The sequence below is a fragment of the Flavobacterium sp. genome (assembly GCF_039930565.1).
Classification (GTDB): Bacteria; Bacteroidota; Bacteroidia; order Flavobacteriales; family Flavobacteriaceae; genus Flavobacterium.
This window is the reverse complement of sequence record NZ_JBDTTP010000044.1, coordinates 15,146-35,336: the sequence shown is the minus strand read 5'-3', so window position 1 is coordinate 35,336 and position 20,191 is coordinate 15,146. Positions and strand designations below refer to the sequence as shown.

Genomic DNA, 20,191 nt, shown 5'->3' with positions numbered 1-20,191 from the left:
AACCGGAGTAGGAGCTTTTGCAGAGCCCAGCCTAGCCGCTCGGCCACGACGCCATAGTTGAACGGATGGCAAAAGTAACTAAAATCTTTAAAACTCAAAAGTTTAAAAGTAACTATTTTAAAAAATTAGTTTTCTAACCAAAGGAAATTACTTTCTATATTGCGACATTTTTATAGTAACTGATTCAACATCACCACCAATAGGAGGATTTATTTTAGAAACTGAAACTGTAGTTTTTTCAATCGTTGCAATCTCTGCCAAAACACGAATATTGATTCTTTTGGCTACATGTTCCAATAAATTACAGCGAATAGCCATTTCTTCCGTAACAATTTTATTCAAATGTACATAATCAACGGTATCTCCAAGATGATCTGAGTCGGCCGACTGCTGTAAATTGGTTTTAATTTTTAAATCTACAGTATAATCAGATCCAATTTTTCCTTCTTCGATCAAACATCCGTGGTAAGAGAAAGTTCGGATATTTTTTAGTTTTATGACTCCCATTTTAAATATAGTTTAAAGTTTAAAAATTTCAGGTTTAATACTACTTAAGTAACTTTAAACCTGAAACCTGAAACCTTTTTTTTATCTTTGCTAAAATTACTATAAATAATGGCATCAGAAGAGAAATCACTTAATTTTATTGAACAAATCATAGAAGAAGATTTGAAATCAGGTCTTTCAAATTCTAAATTACGTTTTCGTTTTCCGCCGGAGCCAAACGGATATTTGCACATCGGGCACGCTAGTTCAATTGCATTAAATTTTGGTTTGGGAATTGATTATCAGTCGCCTGTGAATTTACGTTTTGACGATACCAATCCTAAAAAAGAAGAACAGGAATTTGTTGACGCTATTAAAAAAGATGTGGAATGGTTAGGTTATACCTGGGCAGAAGAACGTTATGCTTCAGATTATTTCCAACAATTATACGACTGGGCTGTTGTATTAATTAAAAAAGATAAGGCGTATGTTGACAGTCAGTCTTCCGAAGATATGGCAATTCAAAAAGGAACTCCGTCAACAACTGGAACCGATAGTCCTTATAGAAATCGTTCTGTTGAAGAAAATCTGGAGTTATTCGAAAGAATGAAAAATGGTGAATTCGAGGCCGGAACTCATATTCTTCGTGCAAAAATAGACATGAAGTCAACCAATATGTTGATGCGTGATCCTATCATGTACAGGATTTTACACAAACATCATCATAGAACCGGAGATACCTGGAAAATATATCCAATGTACGATTGGGCACACGGACAAAGTGATTATTTAGAAGCAATTTCACATTCATTTTGCACCCTTGAATTTTTGCCCCACCGTGAATTATACGATTGGTTTTTAGACCAGATTATTGATGAAAATCAGATTCGCCCAAAGCAAAGGGAATTTGCAAGACGTAATCTTTCACATACAGTTGTAAGTAAAAGAAAATTACAGCAACTAGTCAAGGAAAAGCATGTTAACGGTTGGGATGATCCAAGAATGTCAACCATTTCAGGACTAAGGAGACGTGGTTATACAGCTGCATCATTACGTAATTTTGCTAATACAATTGGTATTGCAAAACGTGATAACTTGATCAATGTATCCGTTTTGGAATTTTGTATTCGTGAAGATCTGAACAAAATTGCACCTCGTGTAATGGCAGTTTTAGATCCGGTAAAATTGGTAATTACCAATTATCCGGAAGGAAAAGAAGAGTGGCTGGAAGCAGAAAATAATCAGGAAGATGAAAACGCTGGTTTCAGAAAAGTTCCTTTTTCACGTGAATTATACATAGAAAGAGAAGACTTTTTAGAAGAAGCCCCGGCTAAATTTTTCCGCTTGACTTTAGGAAAAGAAGTACGTCTTAAAAATGCGTATATCATTAAAGGAGAAAGTGTTATAAAAGATGCTGATGGAAATATTACAGAGATTCATGTCACTTATGATACTGATTCTTTGAGTGGAAGTGGGACAGAAGCAAGCCAGAGAAAAGTATCCGGAACCTTGCATTGGGTTTCTATCCAGCATGCAGTTGAAGCAGAAGTTCGTTTGTACGATCGTTTGTTTACAGACGAAGCTCCGGACAGTTACAAAGAGAAAAATTTCCTTGATTTTGTAAATCCAAATTCTCTGGAAATTATCAAAGGATTTGTGGAGCCAAGTTTGTCAACTGCTGAAAATGAAGATAAATTTCAGTTTCAGCGTTTGGGTTATTTTACGGTTGATAAAGACTCAACTCCTTTAAAAATAGTGTTTAACAAAACTGTTGGACTGAAAGACGCCTGGGAAGAAAAAGGTAAAAAAGAAGAAAACAGTATTAATAATTCTTTAAAGGAAATCAACAAATATTTTAAAGTTGAAAGTAAACCGGAAAGACTTGCAATTGAAAATGCAATAGGGGAGAGCATCGCAACTATTTCAAGTTTTTCATTATTGCAAAATTCCTTAAAAAAGAATATCAATAATAATAAAGGTTCATTATTATTTGCTCAGTTTATTTTAAAATATTCAAAAGTAAAATCTTTTGATTTTGAGGAAGAAGATATTAAAAAATTATATGCAATGTCTTTAAGAAGTGAATCGACTTATGTCCGTTCTAAAGCACTTTTAAATTTAAGAGATCTGGAAAATATTGATTTTAAGTATCAATTAAAAAAAGAGATTTTCGCATTAAATGATAATCCTCCAAAAAATAGTACAGAAACAGAAAAAGAAATTTTACTTGAAGTAATTAATAAATAGCATCATTATAATCTATTGAAAGCGCTTTTTTAAGCGCTTTTTTTTATTATTTATTTTTTCTATTTAAAAGTGATTTTTAATAGTTTTTTTGTTTATAATTAGACCTTCATAAATTCATTTTTAAGTATTTTTTTAATTCTTTCAACACATTAGTCATCTTTTACAAAATCATTAAAACAGAAGCTTTATTTTGACTTTAGAGTCTGTTTTACCTTGCTTTAAAGGTTATCAACACTGAATTGTTTATAAAGTTGGTTTTTTGACTGGATTTTATATTTAGTTCTCAAAAATTGGTTTAAAATTTTAATTAGATTATTATATCAATTTTATTTATTATAAATATAATTTAAAAACTTTTATCTATTATTTATAAAATCTATTAAAAATTAAAAAATAATAGTTAATTTTATTTAAAAACGGCTTTCATAAATTGATTTTAAGGCAGTTTTTTATATCCTCTAATAGAATACACCTTTTTTGATTTATTATTGGTTTTGACTCTTTATTTAAGTTTTTAGCCTTGTTTTTCTTAGTTTAACGCGTTATTAACATACAATTGTTTATAAAGTTGCTATTTTTATCAAAAGGTCACATCTGAAATTTTATAATTTTAAAATGACTCTTTAAGAATCGAAACTGAGTTGTTCTATAATTCGAAAAATATATTTTTTGAGTTTAGAAATTTATTCTAAATCTGAATTCTGAAAATTGGTTTTATGGTCGATGCTGGTTGTGACTTTAGTTTGATAATACTTCACGTAAAAGTATTTTTCATTTTTCATTCATAATTTAAAAATTTCATGAAATTGGTTTGTGGTTTATTTAATTTTTGATTTTCATTTTGAACTGAAAATTTTTAATCCTTAAATTTAAATCTTATGAAAAATTTATTTTTTACACTAGCTATTTTATTTGCAAACATTGCAATTTCTCAAACGCATCAAATTACAAAACACAATGGAGAAGAGTTAGATGTTAATTTTATCAAACACGAAAATGATTTAATTCATTATTCGCTACATGGAAGTTTCGAAGAACACAAAATTACGAAGTTCGCAGTTTCAAAAATTATTAATAAACAAACCAATCAAACTCAAAAAATAACAGATAAAGTTATAGTAAATTCAAAATCAGATTATAAAATGGTAACTGTTTTGCCGCAGGAAAAGACAATTGGTTTAAAACAGGCCGCTAATTTTACCGGACTCTCGACGAAGACAAAAGGGGAGCCGCCAATTGCGAACAAAAATCATACTGCTTTGCGAATCAAAACAAAGTCGGCTTCTAATGGATATCCTTTTGTAAGCATTGTTGAAAAAGCGGATGGTAAATATGAAGCGGTTGCTTATGTGTATTAATTGTATTGTTAAAGTATAATTAATTACATATTTTTTACTTTCAAATTGAGTATCTTTATTAATCACTTAAATTTAATATCATGTCAAATAATTCAAATACTATAGCTGCAATAGTAGCTGCAGCCGCAATTGGAGCGGCAGTCGGAATTTTATTAGCTCCGGATAAAGGATCTAAAACAAGAGAAAAACTTAAAGACGGCTTTGATGATACAAAGAATAATTTGAAAGATTCATTTGGAGCAACATCCGATGTTCTTCGTGAAAAATTTACTAATGCTACACAAAGCCTAGATGGTACTTTTGATGATTTACTTTCTAATGTAAGCCAAAAAGCAGAAGAAGTGATTTCTTTTTTAGAGTCTAAATTGGCTGATTTAAAGACACAGAACGCTAAGTATCAGAAGTAATAATTCAGAAACACAAAGCTTACCTGATTTATAGTTGTCTAAATTTATTCATTTAAGAATAAATTCAATTATTGATCGGTTTGTTTTGTGTTTCTTTTTTTAATTAAAACAATAATTATGGCTTTTGAAGAATTAAAAGAAAATACCGAAAACATTCAGGAACAGGCTAAAGTATATCTGGATAGTCAAATGGCTTATTATAAACTTTGGGGATTTAAAGTTGCCATGAAATCAACAACTTTAATTTTTAAGTTTACGTTGATTTTATTATGTTTCAGTATGTTTTTGATTTTCGGATCTTTTGCAGCAGCATATGCATTTGGATCTTTATTGGAGAGTAACGCATTAGGATTTTTGACGGTAGGAGGAATCTATTTAGTTTTTACAATTTTACTTTTCTTTATAAAAGACAAGTTTGTTGAAGGGCCAATTTTAGAGAAATTTTCAGAAATCTTTTTTAATGATTAGTTTTATGGAAACAAAAAAATACGCATCATACGCAGATATTGAAAAAGATTTGGAAATTTTAAAAGTAGAGAAGGATATTAATTATCAGAAATTAGTTTTGAGTTTCCAGAAAACAAAAGAAAGTATTACACCTCAAAACATTGTTGGCGGATTCTTTTCTTCGTTCAAAGAATATGTTTCAAATTCTTATCCAACAATTTTACAATCAATTTTACCATTTGCAATCAACTGGTTTATTAATAAAAAAAGAGGCAATTAAGCCTCTTTTTTATTTTGTTATTCTTTCGTTTCCGGTTGAATGTCATCTTCATAACCAGACTGAATAGGTTCAATCTTTTTTGGTTTTTCAATTTTTCTATTGTTTTTCTTCATCATTTCTCCAACCTGATTGGATGCAGAGAAAGAAGCCACCATATTATTCAGCATATCACTTCCGGCTTGTGGAGAATTTGGTAATAAAATTAAGTTAGAATTGGCATCTGCACCAATTGCCTGTAAAGTATCATAATGCTGAGTTACCACAATTAAGGCTGAAGCTTCCTGTGAATTGATTCCTACTTTATTCAAAATATCAACACTTTCGACTAAACCTCTGGCAATTTCACGACGCTGATCTGCAATTCCCTGACCTTGTAAACGTTTGCTTTCGGCTTCCGCTTTTGCTTTTGCAACGATTCTGATTCTTGAACTTTCAGCTTCAAATTCAGCAGCCGTTTTTTCTCTGTCCGCCGCGTTGATTCTGTTCATGGCATTTTTTACCTGGATATCCGGATCAATATCAGTAACCAAAGTATTGATGATATCATAACCGTAAGTAGTCATTGCTTCATTCAATTCTCTTTTTACTGCGATTGCAATATCATCTTTTCTTTCAAAAACATCATCTAATTTTAGTTTTGGAACTTCGGCACGAACGACATCAAATACATAAGCCGTAATTTGATCATGTGGGTATTCCAGTTTATAAAATGCATCATACACTTTTTCCTGAATCACTTTAAACTGAACCGAAACTTTCATTTTGATAAAAACGTTGTCTTTGGTTTTGGTTTCGATGATAACATCTAACTGTTGAATTTTAAGATTTACGCGTCCGGCAATTCTGTCAACGATCGGAATTTTAAGCTGTAAACCCGAATTTCTTACACTTAAGAATTTACCAAATCTTTCGATTACAACAGAAGATTGTTGTTTTACAGTAAAGAAAGAGGAGAGGAAAATAAAGAAACCGAAGACAATAATGACAATAAATGGAATACTCATAATGATATTGATTTAAGTTTTATGGATGCGTAAATTACGAAATTTCTTCGGATTTAAATTTTTACAACATAAAAAAAACGCTAAGAACATTTTAAGGAATGTTTCTTAGCGTTTGTATTTTCAGAAAGATGCTTTTATAAAGTACTAATTGCTTTCTGAATTCTCGAAATAGTTTCTTCTTTTCCGATGATTTCGACAATGTCAAATAGGTGTGGACCTTTCAAAGCTCCGACCAAACTCAAACGGAAAGGCTGCATTACTTTTCCCATTCCAATTTCATTTTTGGTTAACCAGTCTTTTACGATTGCTTCAATATTTGCTGAATCAAAACCATCAATATATTCAAGAGTAGAAATCAATTCCTGCATTAAAGCCGGAGTTGCTGAGTTCCAGTTTTTGCTTGCTTTTTCATCATAAGAGGTTGGCGCCTGGAAAAAGAAATCTGTTAAATCCCAAAATTCAGAAACAAAATGAGCGCGTTCCTTAATCAATGAAACGATTTTTGTAACATCGTATTTAGAAACATCAACACCTTTTTCAATCAAAATAGGAGTGAAGCTTTTCGCTAAATCTGCATCATTTTGTTTTATTAAATATTGGTGGTTGAACCATTTGTTTTTCTCCGGATCAAATTTCGCTCCAGATTTATGAACTCTGTTCAAATCAAAAGATGCTACTAATTCTTCTAAAGAAAATAATTCTTTATCCGTTCCGTCATTCCAGCCTAATAAAGCAAGAAAGTTTATAACCGCTTCCGGGAAAAATCCTTCCTCTCTGTAACCAGATGAAAATCCTTCTTCCGTTTTCCATTCTAGCGGAAACACAGGAAACCCTAATTTATCACCATCTCTTTTAGATAGCTTTCCGTTTCCAACGGGTTTTAGAATCAAAGGTAAATGTGCAAATTCCGGAGCATGCCAACCAAAAGCCCTGTACAATAGAACGTGAAGTGGCATTGATGGCAACCATTCTTCACCACGAATTACGTGTGAAGTTTCCATTAAATGATCATCAACAATATTAGCCAAATGGTACGTTGGCATTCCGTCACTTTTAAACAGTACTTTATCGTCAAGTAAACTGGTTTCAAATTTTACATCACCGCGAATGATATCTTTCAAATGTAAAGTTTCATCAACCGGTGTTTTAAAACGGATGACATAATGTTCTCCATTTGCAATTCTTTTAGCAACTTCTTCGGCAGAAATTACCAAAGAGGTGTCTAATTTTTCACGGATGGTATGATTGTAAATAAACGTTTTTCCTTCCGCTTCTTGTTCTTTTCTCAAAGCATCAAGAGCTTCGGGAGTATCAAAAGCATAATACGCCCAACCAGAATTGATCAGTTGATCTGCATAAGTTTGGTATAAATCTTTACGATCACTTTGTCTGTACGGACCAAATTTTTCATTCTTTCCAACAGTTTCTTCAGGAGCAATTCCCAACCATTCTAATGCTTTCATAATATAAGCTTCAGCTCCCGGAACAAAACGGGTTTGATCTGTATCTTCAATTCTCAGATAAAAAACACCATTATTTTTTTTGGCAAATAAATAATTAAATAGGGCAGTACGAACTCCGCCAATATGTAATGGCCCTGTCGGACTTGGTGCAAAACGCACACGAACTTGCTTTGACATTTTGTATAAATTTTGATGCAAAGATACAATTCTAATTAGAGAATTAGAAAATGAGTTTTAATTAGATAATGCCTTGCTTGTAGCTTAATTGACTAATTTTCTCATTGAGAATTATCTAATTAAAATTACTACTTTTATGGGTTATAATCATAAGAGATTTTATTTTGAAAACTACATCTGCTATATATCTAAAATTAGAAGCGTTTATTAAAAAATATTATACAAACGAATTGATAAAAGGCGCACTTCTTTTTATTGGTTTCGGACTTTTGTATTTCTTGTTTACGCTTTTTATAGAATATTTTCTGTGGCTGAAACCAGCCGGAAGAACACTTTTGTTCTGGATATTTATTTTAGTAGAACTTTTTCTGTTGTTTCGTTTTATATTGTTTCCGATTTTTAAGTTATTCAAACTTCAAAAAGGAATTGATTATAATCAGGCTTCGGCCATTATTGGAAATCATTTTACAGAAGTAAGTGATAAACTAACGAACTTTTTACAGCTTTCAGCTTCTGAGAATTCAGCAGAAAGTTCAGAGTTGATGTTGGCTTCGATAGAGCAAAAAGCAAATTCATTACAGCCAATTCCTTTTGGAAATGCCATCAATTTTAATTCAAACAGTAAGTATTTGCCATTGGCCGTGATTCCAATTTTGCTTTTTGCCGTGTTTTATGTTTCTGGAAATAGTAATATTATTTCTCAAAGTTTAAATAGAGTAGTGCATTTCAATGCTACATTTTTACCTCCGGCTCCTTTCAAATTTGTAGTTCTGAATCAGAATTTGCAAACAGAACAAAACAAGGATTTCGTTATTAAAATGGAATCTATTGGAAACATTGTTCCGGAAAATGTTATGATTCATATTGGTGACGAAAGTTATTTTATGGAATCATCTCAACCAGGAAAGTTTGAATTTAAAATTGAAAAACCGGTTGATAATGTTTCCTTTTCTTTTGAAGGAAATTCAGTTTCATCAAATGAATATGAATTAAAAGTAATTGCAGTTCCGTCAATTGCCAACTTCGAAATGGTTTTGAATTTCCCATCTTATCTTAAAAAGAAATCAGAAACAATTCAGGGAACCGGAAATGCAATCTTGCCGGAAGGAACAATTGTGACCTGGAGAATGAAAACTCAATCGACTCAGGAAGTAGTTTGGAAAGATGAGAATTCGGTTTACAAATTCAATAAGGCCGAAAATGAGTTTAAATTGGCTAAAAACATCAGCCAAAATACAGAATATCAAATTCTTACCTCAAATAATAAAGTTAAAAATTACGAAAAATTAGATTATCAGCTATCAGTCATTAAAGATCAGCATCCATCGATTACTGTTTCGCCGGCACCTGATAGTTTGAAGTTAGATAAAAACTATGTTTTAGGAAGGTTGGGAGATGACTATGGTTTGTCGAAATTGCAGATTGTGTATTACGAACATGGCAAACCACTAACAGCAAAACGCGGAACCATTCCAGTAAAGCAAGCTGTGTTCGATCAGTTCGTATTTAACTTCCCAAGTAATCTTGCTGTTGAAGAAGGAGTATCGTATGAATACTTTTTTGAAGTTTTTGATAACGATTCCCCACACGGATTCAAGAGTACAAAATCTTCTGTTTTTTCAGATCGAGTTTCAACAACTGATGAAATTCATGATCTGGAGTTACAGCAACAAAATGCTAATATTAATAGTTTATCTAAGTCATTAAAAAATCAGGAAAAACAGTTTTCTGAAATGGATAAATTAAAAAATACCGGAAAAGAAAAAGATAATTTGGAGTTTAAAGATCAGCAAAAAATCAATGATTTTATCAAACATCAGAAACAACAAGACGAATTGATAAAACAGTTTGCTGAAAAAATGAATAAGAATTTGGACAAATTCAAAGACGGTAAAAAAGATAAAACTCCTGAAGATTTACAAAAACGTTTAGACAATGCCGATAAAGATTTAGAGAAAAACCAAAAATTGTTGGACGAACTGAAGAACCTAAATGATAAATTAAATAGTGAAGAATTGTTTGATAAGATGGAAAAGTTCAAACAAATCAGTAAGAACCAATCTAAAAACTTAGAGCAATTAGTAGAACTAACAAAACGTTTTTATGTTGGGAAAAAGGCTGGACAAGTTGCAGAGAAATTAGAAAAACTTGCAGAGAAGCAAGAACAGCTTTCTAATAAAGAAAAAGAAAACACACAAGACAAACAAGAGGAAATCAATAAAGCTTTCGAGAAAATCCAAGAAGAGCTAAAAGATTTGAATGAAGAAAACAAAACATTAAAATCTCCTTTGGATATTCTTTCAGATGCATCTAAAGAAAAAGATTTGAAAGATGATTTACAAAAAGCTTCTGATGAATTGAATAAAAAGAATACTTCATCGGCCAAACCTAAACAAAAAAGTGCAGCTAAGAAAATGAAAAGCATGGCACAACAAATGGATTCTGGTATGGAAGGCGGAGAGCAGGAACAATTAGAAGAAGACGTTGCAATGCTTCGTCAGGTGCTGGATAATCTTCTGGCATATTCTTTGTCTCAGGAAGATGTGATGAAACAATTTAAATCTATGAAACTAGGTTCATCTGCTTATACAAAGAATATAAAAGTACAGCAAAATCTTAAGCAGCAGTTTAAACATGTTGACGATAGTTTATTTGCATTGTCTTTACGTAACCCAAAAGTAGCTGAAGATGTAACCAAGGAAATTGGAAACGTACAATATAATGTAGACAAAGCGATCGAATCTTTAACCGACGTTCAGGTTCCAAAAGGTGTATCGCACCAACAATATGCAGTTTCGTCTGCAAATAAATTAGCAGATTTTTTAAGTGATTTATTAAACAATATGCAAATGTCTATGTCGAAACCCGGAGCTGGAAAACCAAAACCGGGTGACGGACAAGGAATGCAATTGCCAGACATTATTCAAAAACAAAAAGGACTTGCTGAAAAAATGAAAGATGGAATGAAGCCAGGAGATAAACCGGGAAATAAACCCGGTGAAAAACCCGGTCAGGGACAAGACGGAAAACCCGGTCAGGGACAAGACGGAAAATCAGGTCAAGGACAGAGTGGAAAAGAAGGTCAAGGTAAAGGTGCTGCTGGAAAAGATGGTAAAAACGGAAAAGGAGAGAAGAACGAAAAAGGTGATGATGGTGAGGGTGATGCTGAAGCAATAATGGAAATCTACAAAGAACAAGTTAAACTTAGAGAAGAGTTACAAAAAGAGTTAGCAAAAAGAGGTTTAGATTCTCAAGGAAGATCTGTTGTTGAACAAATGAAACAATCTGAAAAACAACTTTTGAATAAAGGATTTAAGAATGAGAACCTGCAGAGAATCTTAAACATTCAACAAGAATTATTAAAATTAAATAATGCCGTTCAGCAACAAGGCCAAGACACGAAGCGAGAATCTGAGACAAATAAAACAGAGTTTGCCAATCGTACGAATGCTTTACCAAGCTCATTATTGGATTATTTAAATAGTGTAGAGATTTTAAATAGACAATCGCTACCTTTGCGCTCGAATTTTAATCAAAAGGTTCAAGAATATTTCAATACAAAATGATCGACTTTAATTACGAAACAGAATTTAATTTAGACAACGAACAAGCTTTTTCTGATTGGTTAAGCGCTGTAATTGTTTCTGAAGATAAAAAAGAAGGCGAGATAAATTACATATTTTGTGATGATGAATATCTGCATAAGATAAACTTAGAATATCTCAATCACGATACATTAACAGATATCATCAGTTTTGATTACACAGTTGGAAACGAAATAAACGGGGATATTTTTGTTTCTGTAGAAAGAGTAGAAGACAACGCAAAAGATTTTAATGTTTCTTTTGAGGAAGAATTGAAGCGAGTTCTTGCTCACGGCATATTACATTACTGTGGATACAAAGACAAAACCAATGAAGATGCTGAATTAATGCGTTCAAAAGAAGATGAGAAAATCGCAATGTTTCACGTGGAACAGTAAAGAAATAAATTCTGAGATTTAGAAATCCTAAGCCCAATTGTTCCACGTGAAACATGTAATAATTTTGTTTTGGATTACTTGACTAATGTTTCACGTGGAACATGAATATTATTTAAAAGTTTTAATCTGAAATTTTATATAGATATTTAGTTTGTTAAACATGGGGAAGATTGAAAGAATGGCTCTAAACTTTTTAATCTGAAAGTCTGAAAAACAAACAATGTTTCACGTGGAACTATTTCTGTTTTGAAGTTTAGATTTTAAGATTTAAGCTGAAATCTTAAAAATTAAGTATTTTAGAAAATGTGCTGTTCCACGTGGAACAAAAATGTAAAGAAGTTAATTCTGAGAACTGACTTAAACAGTTTCCCAGAGAATAAAAAATAAGATGTTTTTAGAAGAATACGATGTTATTGTAGTTGGTGCGGGTCATGCAGGATCTGAAGCCGCAGCAGCGGCCGCAAATTTAGGATCCAAAACCTTGTTGGTTACAATGAGTTTGCAGAACATTGCACAGATGTCTTGCAATCCTGCAATGGGCGGAATCGCAAAAGGACAAATTGTCCGTGAGATTGATGCGCTTGGAGGTTACTCCGGAATTGTTTCAGATAAAACTGCAATCCAGTTCAAGATGTTGAACAAATCAAAAGGGCCTGCAATGTGGTCGCCGAGAGTTCAAAGTGACAGAATGCGTTTTGCCGAAGAATGGAGAATGATGTTGGAAGGAACTCCAAATCTTGATTTCTACCAGGAGATGGTAAAAGGTTTGATTATTGAAAACGGAAAGATAAAAGGAATCAGAACTTCGTTAGGAGTAGAGATTCGTTCTAAATCTGTTGTTTTGACAAACGGAACTTTTTTGAATGGTTTGATTCATATTGGAGAAAAACAATTCGGTGGAGGAAGAGCAGGCGAAAGTGCTGCAACCGGAATTACCGAAGACTTAGTAAAAGTTGGATTTGAATCTGGAAGAATGAAAACAGGAACGCCTCCACGAGTTGATGGGCGTTCTTTAGATTATTCTAATATGAACGAAGAAAAAGGAGATGCAAAGCCTGATAAGTTTTCATATTCCGATTTAACCGTTCCGCTAACAAATCAAAGATCTTGTCACATGACGTACACGTCCCTGGATGTTCACGATATTTTGAGAGAAGGATTTGATCGTTCGCCAATGTTCAACGGAAGAATTAAAAGTCTTGGCCCAAGATATTGCCCTTCGATAGAAGATAAGATAAATCGATTTGCTGATAAAGAACGTCACCAGCTTTTTGTAGAACCCGAAGGGTGGAATACTTGTGAAGTTTACGTAAACGGATTTTCAACTTCGCTTCCGGAGGATATTCAATTTAAAGCGTTGCGTTCGGTTGTCGGTTTTGAGAAAGTGAAATTTTTCCGTCCGGGTTATGCAATCGAATATGATTATTTTCCGCCAACACAATTAAAACATACTTTAGAAACAAAGCTGGTTGAAGGTTTGTATTTTGCCGGACAAATTAATGGAACGACAGGATATGAAGAAGCCGCTTCGCAAGGTTTAATGGCAGGAATAAATGCACATTTAAAAGTGCATGAGAAATCGCCATTAATTTTAAAACGGGACGAAGCATATATCGGAGTTTTAATTGACGATTTAATTACCAAAGGAACGGAAGAACCTTATCGTATGTTTACTTCACGAGCAGAATACAGAACATTGCTGCGTCAGGATAATGCTGATTTTAGATTAACGCCAATGTCACATGAAATTGGTTTGGCATCTGAAAAACGTTTACGAAGAATGGAACATAAATTAAATGAATCTGAAAAGATGGTTGCTTTTTTCAAAGAAACAAGTGTTTCTGTTGGAGAGGCAAATCCTATTTTAGAATCTAAAGGAACAGCATCAATTACACAAGGAGATAAAATGTTTAAAGTTTTTTCCCGACCTCAAATCGATTTGGAAGATATCATGAAGTTTGAGAAAGTAAAAGAATATATTTCCGACAATGATTTGGATCAGGAAATTTTGGAGCAGGCAGAAATCCAGGTTAAATATTCTGGTTATATTGAAAAGGAAAGAAACAACGCTGACAAACTAACCCGTTTAGAAGATTTGAAAATTCCCGAGAATTTCGATTACAATAAGATTAAATCAATGTCTATTGAAGCAAAACAGAAACTAGGAAAAATCCGTCCTGTGACTATTTCTCAAGCATCAAGAATCAGTGGAGTTTCACCGAGTGATATTTCTGTGCTTTTGATTTATATGGGAAGATAATAATTTGAGATTTCTTAGTTTAGAATTTAGATACTTGGATTCGAATTATCGAAGCCATATTGTTAAACAACTAAAACCAGAAATCTAAATTGAATTGTTCCACGTGAAACCTTTTTGCAGTTCTTAGTTTAATTTGAGAATTTTTTAGTTTTTAATTTATGGAAATAATTCAAAAAGAAGTTTTATCATTACAGGACAAAGAGGTAATATTACAGCTTTGGAATAATGAATATTCGGAAAAATTAAATTATCAATCAATTGCTGATTTTGATTTGTACCTGGATGGATTGTCAGATAAGAATCATTACTTATTGATTAATGATGAAAATAAGATAGAAGGCTGGGCTTTTACTTTTTTGAGAGAAAAATAGAATTGGTTTGCTATAATTTTAGATACAAATATTCAGAGAAGTGGAAGGGGTTCTTTAATGCTGAATGAATTAAAAAAGAATAAAAAGAGTTTGAACGGCTGGGTTATTGATCATGAAAATGACATTAAACAAAATAAAGAATTTTACAAATCTCCATTGTTGTTTTATGTTAAAAACGGATTCGTAATTTGCGAGGAAAAAAGAATTGAAAACGAGAAAATGTCTGGTGTCAAAATAAACTGGAAACAATAAAAACCCTAAAGTAAATTTTACTTTTAGGGTTTGCTATAAAATTAAACCCTAAATACCTAAAACTATAAATGGACGTTTTAAACAAAAAACTCTTTCTTGCTGTAAAAGACCATTCTGTTTCGAAAGAAATTTTCGAATTGTATCATGACGAAACTTTAGATATGCTGATTACATCTCCACAACCTGATTTGCAAAATCTTGGAAAATATTATGAAAGCGAAGATTATATTTCACATACAGATAATAAACGTTCTCTCTTTGAAAAAGCGTATCATTTTGTAAAAAATATTGCTTTAAAAAACAAACTGAATTTAATTAATTCCGAACAGCCCCAAAAAGGTAAAATTTTGGACATTGGTGCCGGAACGGGTGATTTTTTATTAAAGGCAAAAAATAATGGTTGGGAAACTGTTGGAGTGGAACCAAGCGAGCGAGCAAAAAACATTGCCATCCAAAAAGGGATTTCTTTTGTCGAAGCAATTAATGTTCTCGAAAATAATTCTTTTGACCTAATTACGATGTGGCATGTGTTAGAACATGTTCCGAATTTAGAACTTCAAATCCAGGAACTGAAACGTTTGTTAAAACCAACTGGAACATTAATTGTTGCGGTTCCAAATTTTAAGTCATATGATGCAAAACATTATGGAGAATTTTGGGCAGCTTTCGATGTGCCAATTCATTTTTGGCATTTCTCAAAAAAAGCAATTCAATCCCTTTTTGCAAAAGTAGATATGAAACTGGAAAAAGTGCTTCCGATGAAATTTGATTCTTTTTACGTGAGTTTATTATCTGAAAAATACAAAACCGGAAAAATGAATTATTTCAGTGCAATCCTAGTTGGATTAAAGTCAAATTTAAAAGCTGGGCGTACAAAGGAATATTCATCACACATTTATATCTTAAAAAACACCTAAAACCTTAAATAAGCTTATTTAAGGGGTTTTCTCATACATACATAGAGTTTTTGGTCTTCTTTTTATAAAAAAGCGCTTAGAAAAAAGCTATGAGAGCAGGTTATAATAGTGATTTTTTATAGTACCAATTTCATTCATAAGTAAAACTAATATCATAAAATTATAGCATTTTTTAAACTTTATGTTGATGGTGTTTATTTTTTTATATTTTTGTCTTTCATACATAAAAAAATAGAAAATTCAGAAAATGAAAAAAGCATTAGTAATTATCGCGCTTTCGGTTTTAGTTGTTTCATGTAATAAAACAGCTGAAGTTAAGGAAGTAAAAACAGCTTACGTAGATACTTCGGTTTTGATGAAAGAGTACACTGAAGCAAAAGACGTAGAAGCAAAATATAAGGCACAATCAGAAGAAAAAGGAAGACAACTGCAAGCTGAGATAAATCGTTTTAAACAAGATGCTGCTAATTTTCAAAATCAGGCTCAGGCAAACGGTCAGGCATGGGCACAACAAAGAGGAGCTGAATTGCAAAAGAGAGAACAACAATTAGGTTATGCTCAGCAGCAATTAGCTCAGCAATTGCAACAAGAAAGCGGTGTTGAAATGGATTCTCTTGTAAGTGGTGTGAAAAAATTCATCAAAGATTACGGTAAGAAAAACGGATATTCATACATCTACGGAACAGGAGATGCTGCAACAGTATTATACGCTGAAGACAAATATGATATCACAAAAGAAATTATCAAAGCTTTAAACGAAAAATATAAAACTTCTCAAAAGGGAGATGATAAAGCTGCAGCAACTAAAGAAGAGGCGAAAAAATAATAACCAAAATAAATAACTATTTTAAAACCTAAATCTATTAACAGATTTAGGTTTTTTTATTCTGTAGAAATACGATACTTTTATTTTTTTATATACGCCTAATGCAAAACGTTTCAGAAGCAGCAGCTTACACCCTACAATTCATTAATCAGACACAAAAGTCTATTTTTCTTACCGGTAAAGCGGGTACAGGAAAGACGACTCTTTTACGTGAAATTATTGCAACTACGCACAAAAACACGGTAGTTGTAGCGCCTACCGGAATAGCTGCTTTAAATGCAGGCGGAGTTACCATTCATTCCATGTTTCAATTGCCTTTTTCTGCTTTTATTCCATCATATGAAGACAATTCTCAGTTTACTGAAACCGTAAAATTCGAGAATAAAGAAACACTGCGCAGACATTTCAAAATGAATAATGTAAAGCGTAATGTGATCAGGAACATGGAATTGCTGATTATTGATGAAGTAAGTATGCTCCGTGCTGATTTGTTGGATGCAATCGATTTTATGATGCAGACTGTCCGTAAAAATTCACGTGCTTTTGGTGGTGTTCAGGTGCTTTTTATTGGCGATTTATTGCAGTTGCCTCCGGTAATCCGCGATGAAGAATGGCGTACGCTTCGCAATTATTATAAAGGAAAATTCTTTTTTCACTCGCATGTAATTCAGCAAAATCCACCACTTTATATTGAATTATCCAAAATTTACCGTCAGACTGATGATTCTTTTATATCGGTTTTAAACAATCTTCGGAATAATCAGATTACACCACAGGATATCCAGATTTTGAATGAATATGTAAAGCCTGATTTTGATTTAAAAAATAATCCGGGCTACATCACCCTGACCACGCACAATGCAAAAGCAGATTCGATTAACGAACAGGCAATTGGTGATTTAGCCGGTAATGAATTTGCTTATCAGCCTTTTATTGTTGGGGATTTTCCTGAAAAAATATTTCCGGTCGAAGAAAATCTGAAATTGAAAGTCGGCGCACAGATTATGTTTGTTAAAAATGATGCCGGTTTCGAGAAGAAATTTTTCAATGGAAAAATGGGCGTTATAAAATCACTTTCGTCTGAAGAAATCTTTGTGCATTTTCCGGACGAGAATAAAACTATTGAAATAGAGAAATATGAATGGAAAAACATTCGGTATAAAATAAATGAATTTACAAAAGAAATAGAAGAGGAGGTTCTGGGAACTTTTGCACATTATCCGCTTAAATTGGCCTGGGCAATTACAGTTCACAAAAGTCAGGGTTTAACTTTCGAGAAAGCTGCGCTTGACGTATCGCAGGTTTTTTTGCCCGGACAAGCATATGTTGCCTTATCGCGTTTAACATCCTTAAACGGGCTTATTTTGCTTTCTCCGCTGCAAATGAATGGAATTTCGAATGATCAGGATGTAATGGATTATGCTTTAAATAAAGCAACAGAAGAAGTTTTAAAACATTCACTGCATTTCGAAACTAAAAATTTTATTCATAACTATTTGATTAACAGTTTTAACTGGGCTGATTTAGCTCAGGAATGGCGTAATCATCGTTTTAGTTACAATGAAAATGCAGTAAATTCAGAAAAATCAAAACATTCCGTTTGGGCACATAAACGTCTTGAAACAATTGAATTACTTATAGATCCTTCACAAAAATTCGTTCATCAGCTTAATAAAATTTTTAATAAGGAAACCGTTGATTTGTTTTTTGTGCAGGAAAGAGTAGTGGCAGCCTATGATTATTTCTTTAAACCAATGGACAAATTGGTTACTGATCTTTTGCAGAAAATGGCAGAAATCCAAAAATTTAAAAAGGTAAAGGAATTTTACGAAGAATTAGCCGTATTGGATGATTTGCAAACAAAGGCTGTTTTACGCTTAATGAAAGCCAAATTATTGATTGAAATTGTTGTTTCCGGTGAAACCATCTGTAAGGAAAAATTAACGTCCTCAGCGATAAAAAATTTTAAGTCGAATAAGCTTGATAAGATTCGTGAGGAGTATAAAATGACCAATACAGACATTTTTAAAGCAGATGAGCCTGTTGTACGTTATACATCCAAAAAGCGGGATAAAAACGAACCTAAATCAGCCAGAAAAACTACGGTGGAAGAAACCTACGATTTATGGATTCAAAAGAATTCTGTTCAGGATATTGCCCGTATTCGTCTGCTTACGGTTCAAACTATCGAAACACATCTGATCAAGCTTATACAAACCAAGAAAATAGAGATTTCTGATGTTCTTCCTTATGAGAAAATTTTGGCACTTCGTGATGCTTTCCAGTTTTATCAGGAAGAATCCCTGAATGGTTTGAAAGAAAAGCATGGTGATGAATTTACCTGGGATGAATTGAAAATGTTCAAGGCAAGTATAAATTAAGTATCTTAGGTTTAATTGTTCCACGTAAAACATAGATTTTACAAATAATTGTATCAATATGAAATTTAAAATCATAACCCTATTTCTTTCTGTTGCTCTTTCAAATTTTGTTTCCTCTCAGGAGTTGAAACCTGAATATCATAAGTTCATCAAGACTTTTATTAGCGATATAAAAAATGATAAAAAAGAAGCTGTTGCGAATATGATTTCATATCCTTTCAAAAGAGAATATCCAATTCCGGCAATTAAAAACAAAGCTGATTTTGTAAAAAGATATTTTGAAATTTTTGATTCAAATTTGAAAAGTGAAATCATTAAATCGAATCCTGCAAAGGATTGGTCTGAAGTGGGTTGGCGTGGCATTATGCTGAATCAAGGTACAATATGGATTGATACAGACGGTCGTTTAATTGCTATAAATTACCAGTCAAAATTCGAAAAGGATTTAAAAAATAAAATAATCGCTAAAGAGAAACCCAAATTACATCCTTCGATAGCTAAGTTTAAAACTCCGGAATGTGTCTTGGAAACTAGTAAATTCAGAGTTAGGATTGATGATTTAGGCAATGATAATTACCGTTATGCTTCGTGGCCTTTAAAAAAGAAAATGAGTGAAGAACCTGATTTAGTAATTAGTAATGGAAAGTGGTTTCGGGAAGGAACAGGTGGCAATCAGCGATTCGAATTTAAAAAAGGACAATATATTTACGAATGTCATATAGCTCCTATGCGGGAAAAAGGTAGTACACCGGCAAGTTTGACAATTTATCAGAACAAAAAAGAAATCCTTTCTCAGGATGCTAAAGTTGTCAAATGATAAAAAAAACCGAATCTTTCTCCGATTCGGTTTTTTTGTAAATTAATAAGAAGTCCTAAGATTATCTAATTCTTTTTGCTGCTCTAATAGTTTAAGTTCCAGTTCATCAATTGCAAGCTGTTGCTTGGTCGATTTTATTTTTTGTTTCTGAATCTCTTCTTCAGAGTTTGTATTCTTCTCGTTTTTACTTGCTGTTTTTTGTTTTTCAGCTTTTCCTTTTTCTATTTTCTTTTGAGTTTTTTCAATAGATTTTTCAGTTTTTTTCAGCTCACGCTGGTGTTTGTCTATTCTTTTTTGGTCTTTATTTATTTTATTTTGCTCATCGTTTAATTTTTTTTCATGCTCAGAAGAATTTTTAGATTCCTGAACAGCTTTTTCTGAAGAACTGTTATTTTCTTGTGCAAAAAAGGATTGTGATGAAAAAATAAGGGAGATAATTATAAGTAGTCTAATAGTAAATTTCATAGTTTTTTATTTTAAAAATAAGAAACAAAATCGGATTAATTTTCTTTTAAC

Annotated in this window: 18 protein-coding genes; 14 read left to right on the top strand and 4 right to left on the bottom strand. The window is 32.4% G+C overall.

Features of this window, described 5'->3' with window-relative positions; translation table 11 throughout:
• Nucleotides 1-147: 147 nt before the first annotated feature.
• Nucleotides 148-507 (bottom strand): dihydroneopterin aldolase, encoded by a 360-nt coding sequence (gene folB / locus ABI657_RS12115; protein WP_348097525.1) that lies wholly within the window; start codon nt 505-507, stop codon nt 148-150.
• Nucleotides 508-615: 108 nt separating this feature from the next.
• Between folB and ABI657_RS12110 the strand changes: the two genes are divergently transcribed.
• The 5 genes from ABI657_RS12110 to ABI657_RS12090 all read left to right on the top strand — a co-directional run bounded on the left by ABI657_RS12110 (nt 616) and on the right by ABI657_RS12090 (nt 5,225).
• On the top strand, nt 616-2,733 hold the full coding sequence (locus tag ABI657_RS12110) for a glutamine--tRNA ligase/YqeY domain fusion protein (RefSeq protein ID WP_348097524.1): 2,118 nt from the start codon (nt 616-618) through the stop codon (nt 2,731-2,733).
• 878 nt (nt 2,734-3,611) lie between these two features.
• Nucleotides 3,612-4,091: a hypothetical protein gene (locus tag ABI657_RS12105; protein WP_348097523.1), complete on the top strand. Its 480-nt coding sequence runs from the start codon at nt 3,612-3,614 to the stop codon at nt 4,089-4,091.
• Nucleotides 4,092-4,171: 80 nt separating this feature from the next.
• The gene (locus tag ABI657_RS12100; protein WP_348097522.1) at nt 4,172-4,498 is read left to right on the top strand and encodes a YtxH domain-containing protein; all 327 of its coding nucleotides are present in this window, start codon (nt 4,172-4,174) and stop codon (nt 4,496-4,498) included.
• A 117-nt stretch (nt 4,499-4,615) separates the two neighbouring features.
• Entirely contained in the window at nt 4,616-4,966 is a 351-nt protein-coding gene (locus ABI657_RS12095) for a competence protein (RefSeq protein WP_348097521.1), read from the top strand.
• Nucleotides 4,967-4,970: 4 nt separating this feature from the next.
• Nucleotides 4,971-5,225 (top strand): DUF6327 family protein, encoded by a 255-nt coding sequence (locus ABI657_RS12090; protein ID WP_348097520.1) that lies wholly within the window; start codon nt 4,971-4,973, stop codon nt 5,223-5,225.
• 17 nt (nt 5,226-5,242) lie between these two features.
• Here ABI657_RS12090 and ABI657_RS12085 read toward each other — a convergent pair whose 3' ends face one another.
• Both ABI657_RS12085 and gltX read right to left on the bottom strand, forming a co-directional pair.
• Nucleotides 5,243-6,229, bottom strand: a complete 987-nt coding sequence (locus tag ABI657_RS12085; RefSeq protein WP_348097519.1) for an SPFH domain-containing protein — start codon at nt 6,227-6,229, stop codon at nt 5,243-5,245.
• A 134-nt stretch (nt 6,230-6,363) separates the two neighbouring features.
• Entirely contained in the window at nt 6,364-7,869 is a 1,506-nt protein-coding gene (gene gltX / locus ABI657_RS12080; RefSeq protein WP_348097518.1) for a glutamate--tRNA ligase, read from the bottom strand.
• A gap of 164 nt (nt 7,870-8,033) precedes the next feature.
• Between gltX and ABI657_RS12075 the strand changes: the two genes are divergently transcribed.
• The 9 genes from ABI657_RS12075 to ABI657_RS12035 all read left to right on the top strand — a co-directional run bounded on the left by ABI657_RS12075 (nt 8,034) and on the right by ABI657_RS12035 (nt 19,675).
• The gene (locus ABI657_RS12075) at nt 8,034-11,435 is read left to right on the top strand and encodes a hypothetical protein (RefSeq protein WP_348097517.1); all 3,402 of its coding nucleotides are present in this window, start codon (nt 8,034-8,036) and stop codon (nt 11,433-11,435) included.
• Nucleotides 11,432-11,851 (top strand): rRNA maturation RNase YbeY, encoded by a 420-nt coding sequence (gene ybeY, locus ABI657_RS12070; RefSeq protein ID WP_348097516.1) that lies wholly within the window; start codon nt 11,432-11,434, stop codon nt 11,849-11,851. The genes ABI657_RS12075 and ybeY overlap by 4 nt, the downstream gene beginning before the upstream one ends.
• A gap of 388 nt (nt 11,852-12,239) precedes the next feature.
• On the top strand, nt 12,240-14,111 hold the full coding sequence (gene mnmG, locus ABI657_RS12065; RefSeq protein WP_348097515.1) for a tRNA uridine-5-carboxymethylaminomethyl(34) synthesis enzyme MnmG: 1,872 nt from the start codon (nt 12,240-12,242) through the stop codon (nt 14,109-14,111).
• Between the two features lie 158 nt (nt 14,112-14,269).
• Nucleotides 14,270-14,482: a hypothetical protein gene (locus ABI657_RS12060; protein WP_348097514.1), complete on the top strand. Its 213-nt coding sequence runs from the start codon at nt 14,270-14,272 to the stop codon at nt 14,480-14,482.
• A gap of 57 nt (nt 14,483-14,539) precedes the next feature.
• Nucleotides 14,540-14,734 carry a hypothetical protein gene (locus ABI657_RS12055; protein ID WP_348097513.1) on the top strand — a complete coding sequence of 65 codons (195 nt, stop codon included), beginning with the start codon at nt 14,540-14,542 and terminating at the stop codon, nt 14,732-14,734.
• Nucleotides 14,735-14,802: 68 nt separating this feature from the next.
• Nucleotides 14,803-15,651 carry a class I SAM-dependent methyltransferase gene (locus tag ABI657_RS12050; RefSeq protein WP_348097512.1) on the top strand — a complete coding sequence of 283 codons (849 nt, stop codon included), beginning with the start codon at nt 14,803-14,805 and terminating at the stop codon, nt 15,649-15,651.
• Nucleotides 15,652-15,898: 247 nt separating this feature from the next.
• Nucleotides 15,899-16,477, top strand: a complete 579-nt coding sequence (locus ABI657_RS12045) for an OmpH family outer membrane protein (protein WP_348097511.1) — start codon at nt 15,899-15,901, stop codon at nt 16,475-16,477.
• 101 nt (nt 16,478-16,578) lie between these two features.
• Entirely contained in the window at nt 16,579-18,858 is a 2,280-nt protein-coding gene (locus ABI657_RS12040) for a helix-turn-helix domain-containing protein (RefSeq protein WP_348097510.1), read from the top strand.
• 58 nt (nt 18,859-18,916) lie between these two features.
• Nucleotides 18,917-19,675, top strand: coding sequence for a hypothetical protein (locus tag ABI657_RS12035; protein WP_348097509.1), 759 nt, complete (start codon nt 18,917-18,919; stop codon nt 19,673-19,675).
• Between the two features lie 42 nt (nt 19,676-19,717).
• Here the strand turns inward: ABI657_RS12035 and ABI657_RS12030 are convergent, their stop codons facing one another.
• Nucleotides 19,718-20,140 carry a hypothetical protein gene (locus ABI657_RS12030; protein ID WP_348097508.1) on the bottom strand — a complete coding sequence of 141 codons (423 nt, stop codon included), beginning with the start codon at nt 20,138-20,140 and terminating at the stop codon, nt 19,718-19,720.
• Between the last annotated feature and the right edge of the window lie 51 nt (nt 20,141-20,191).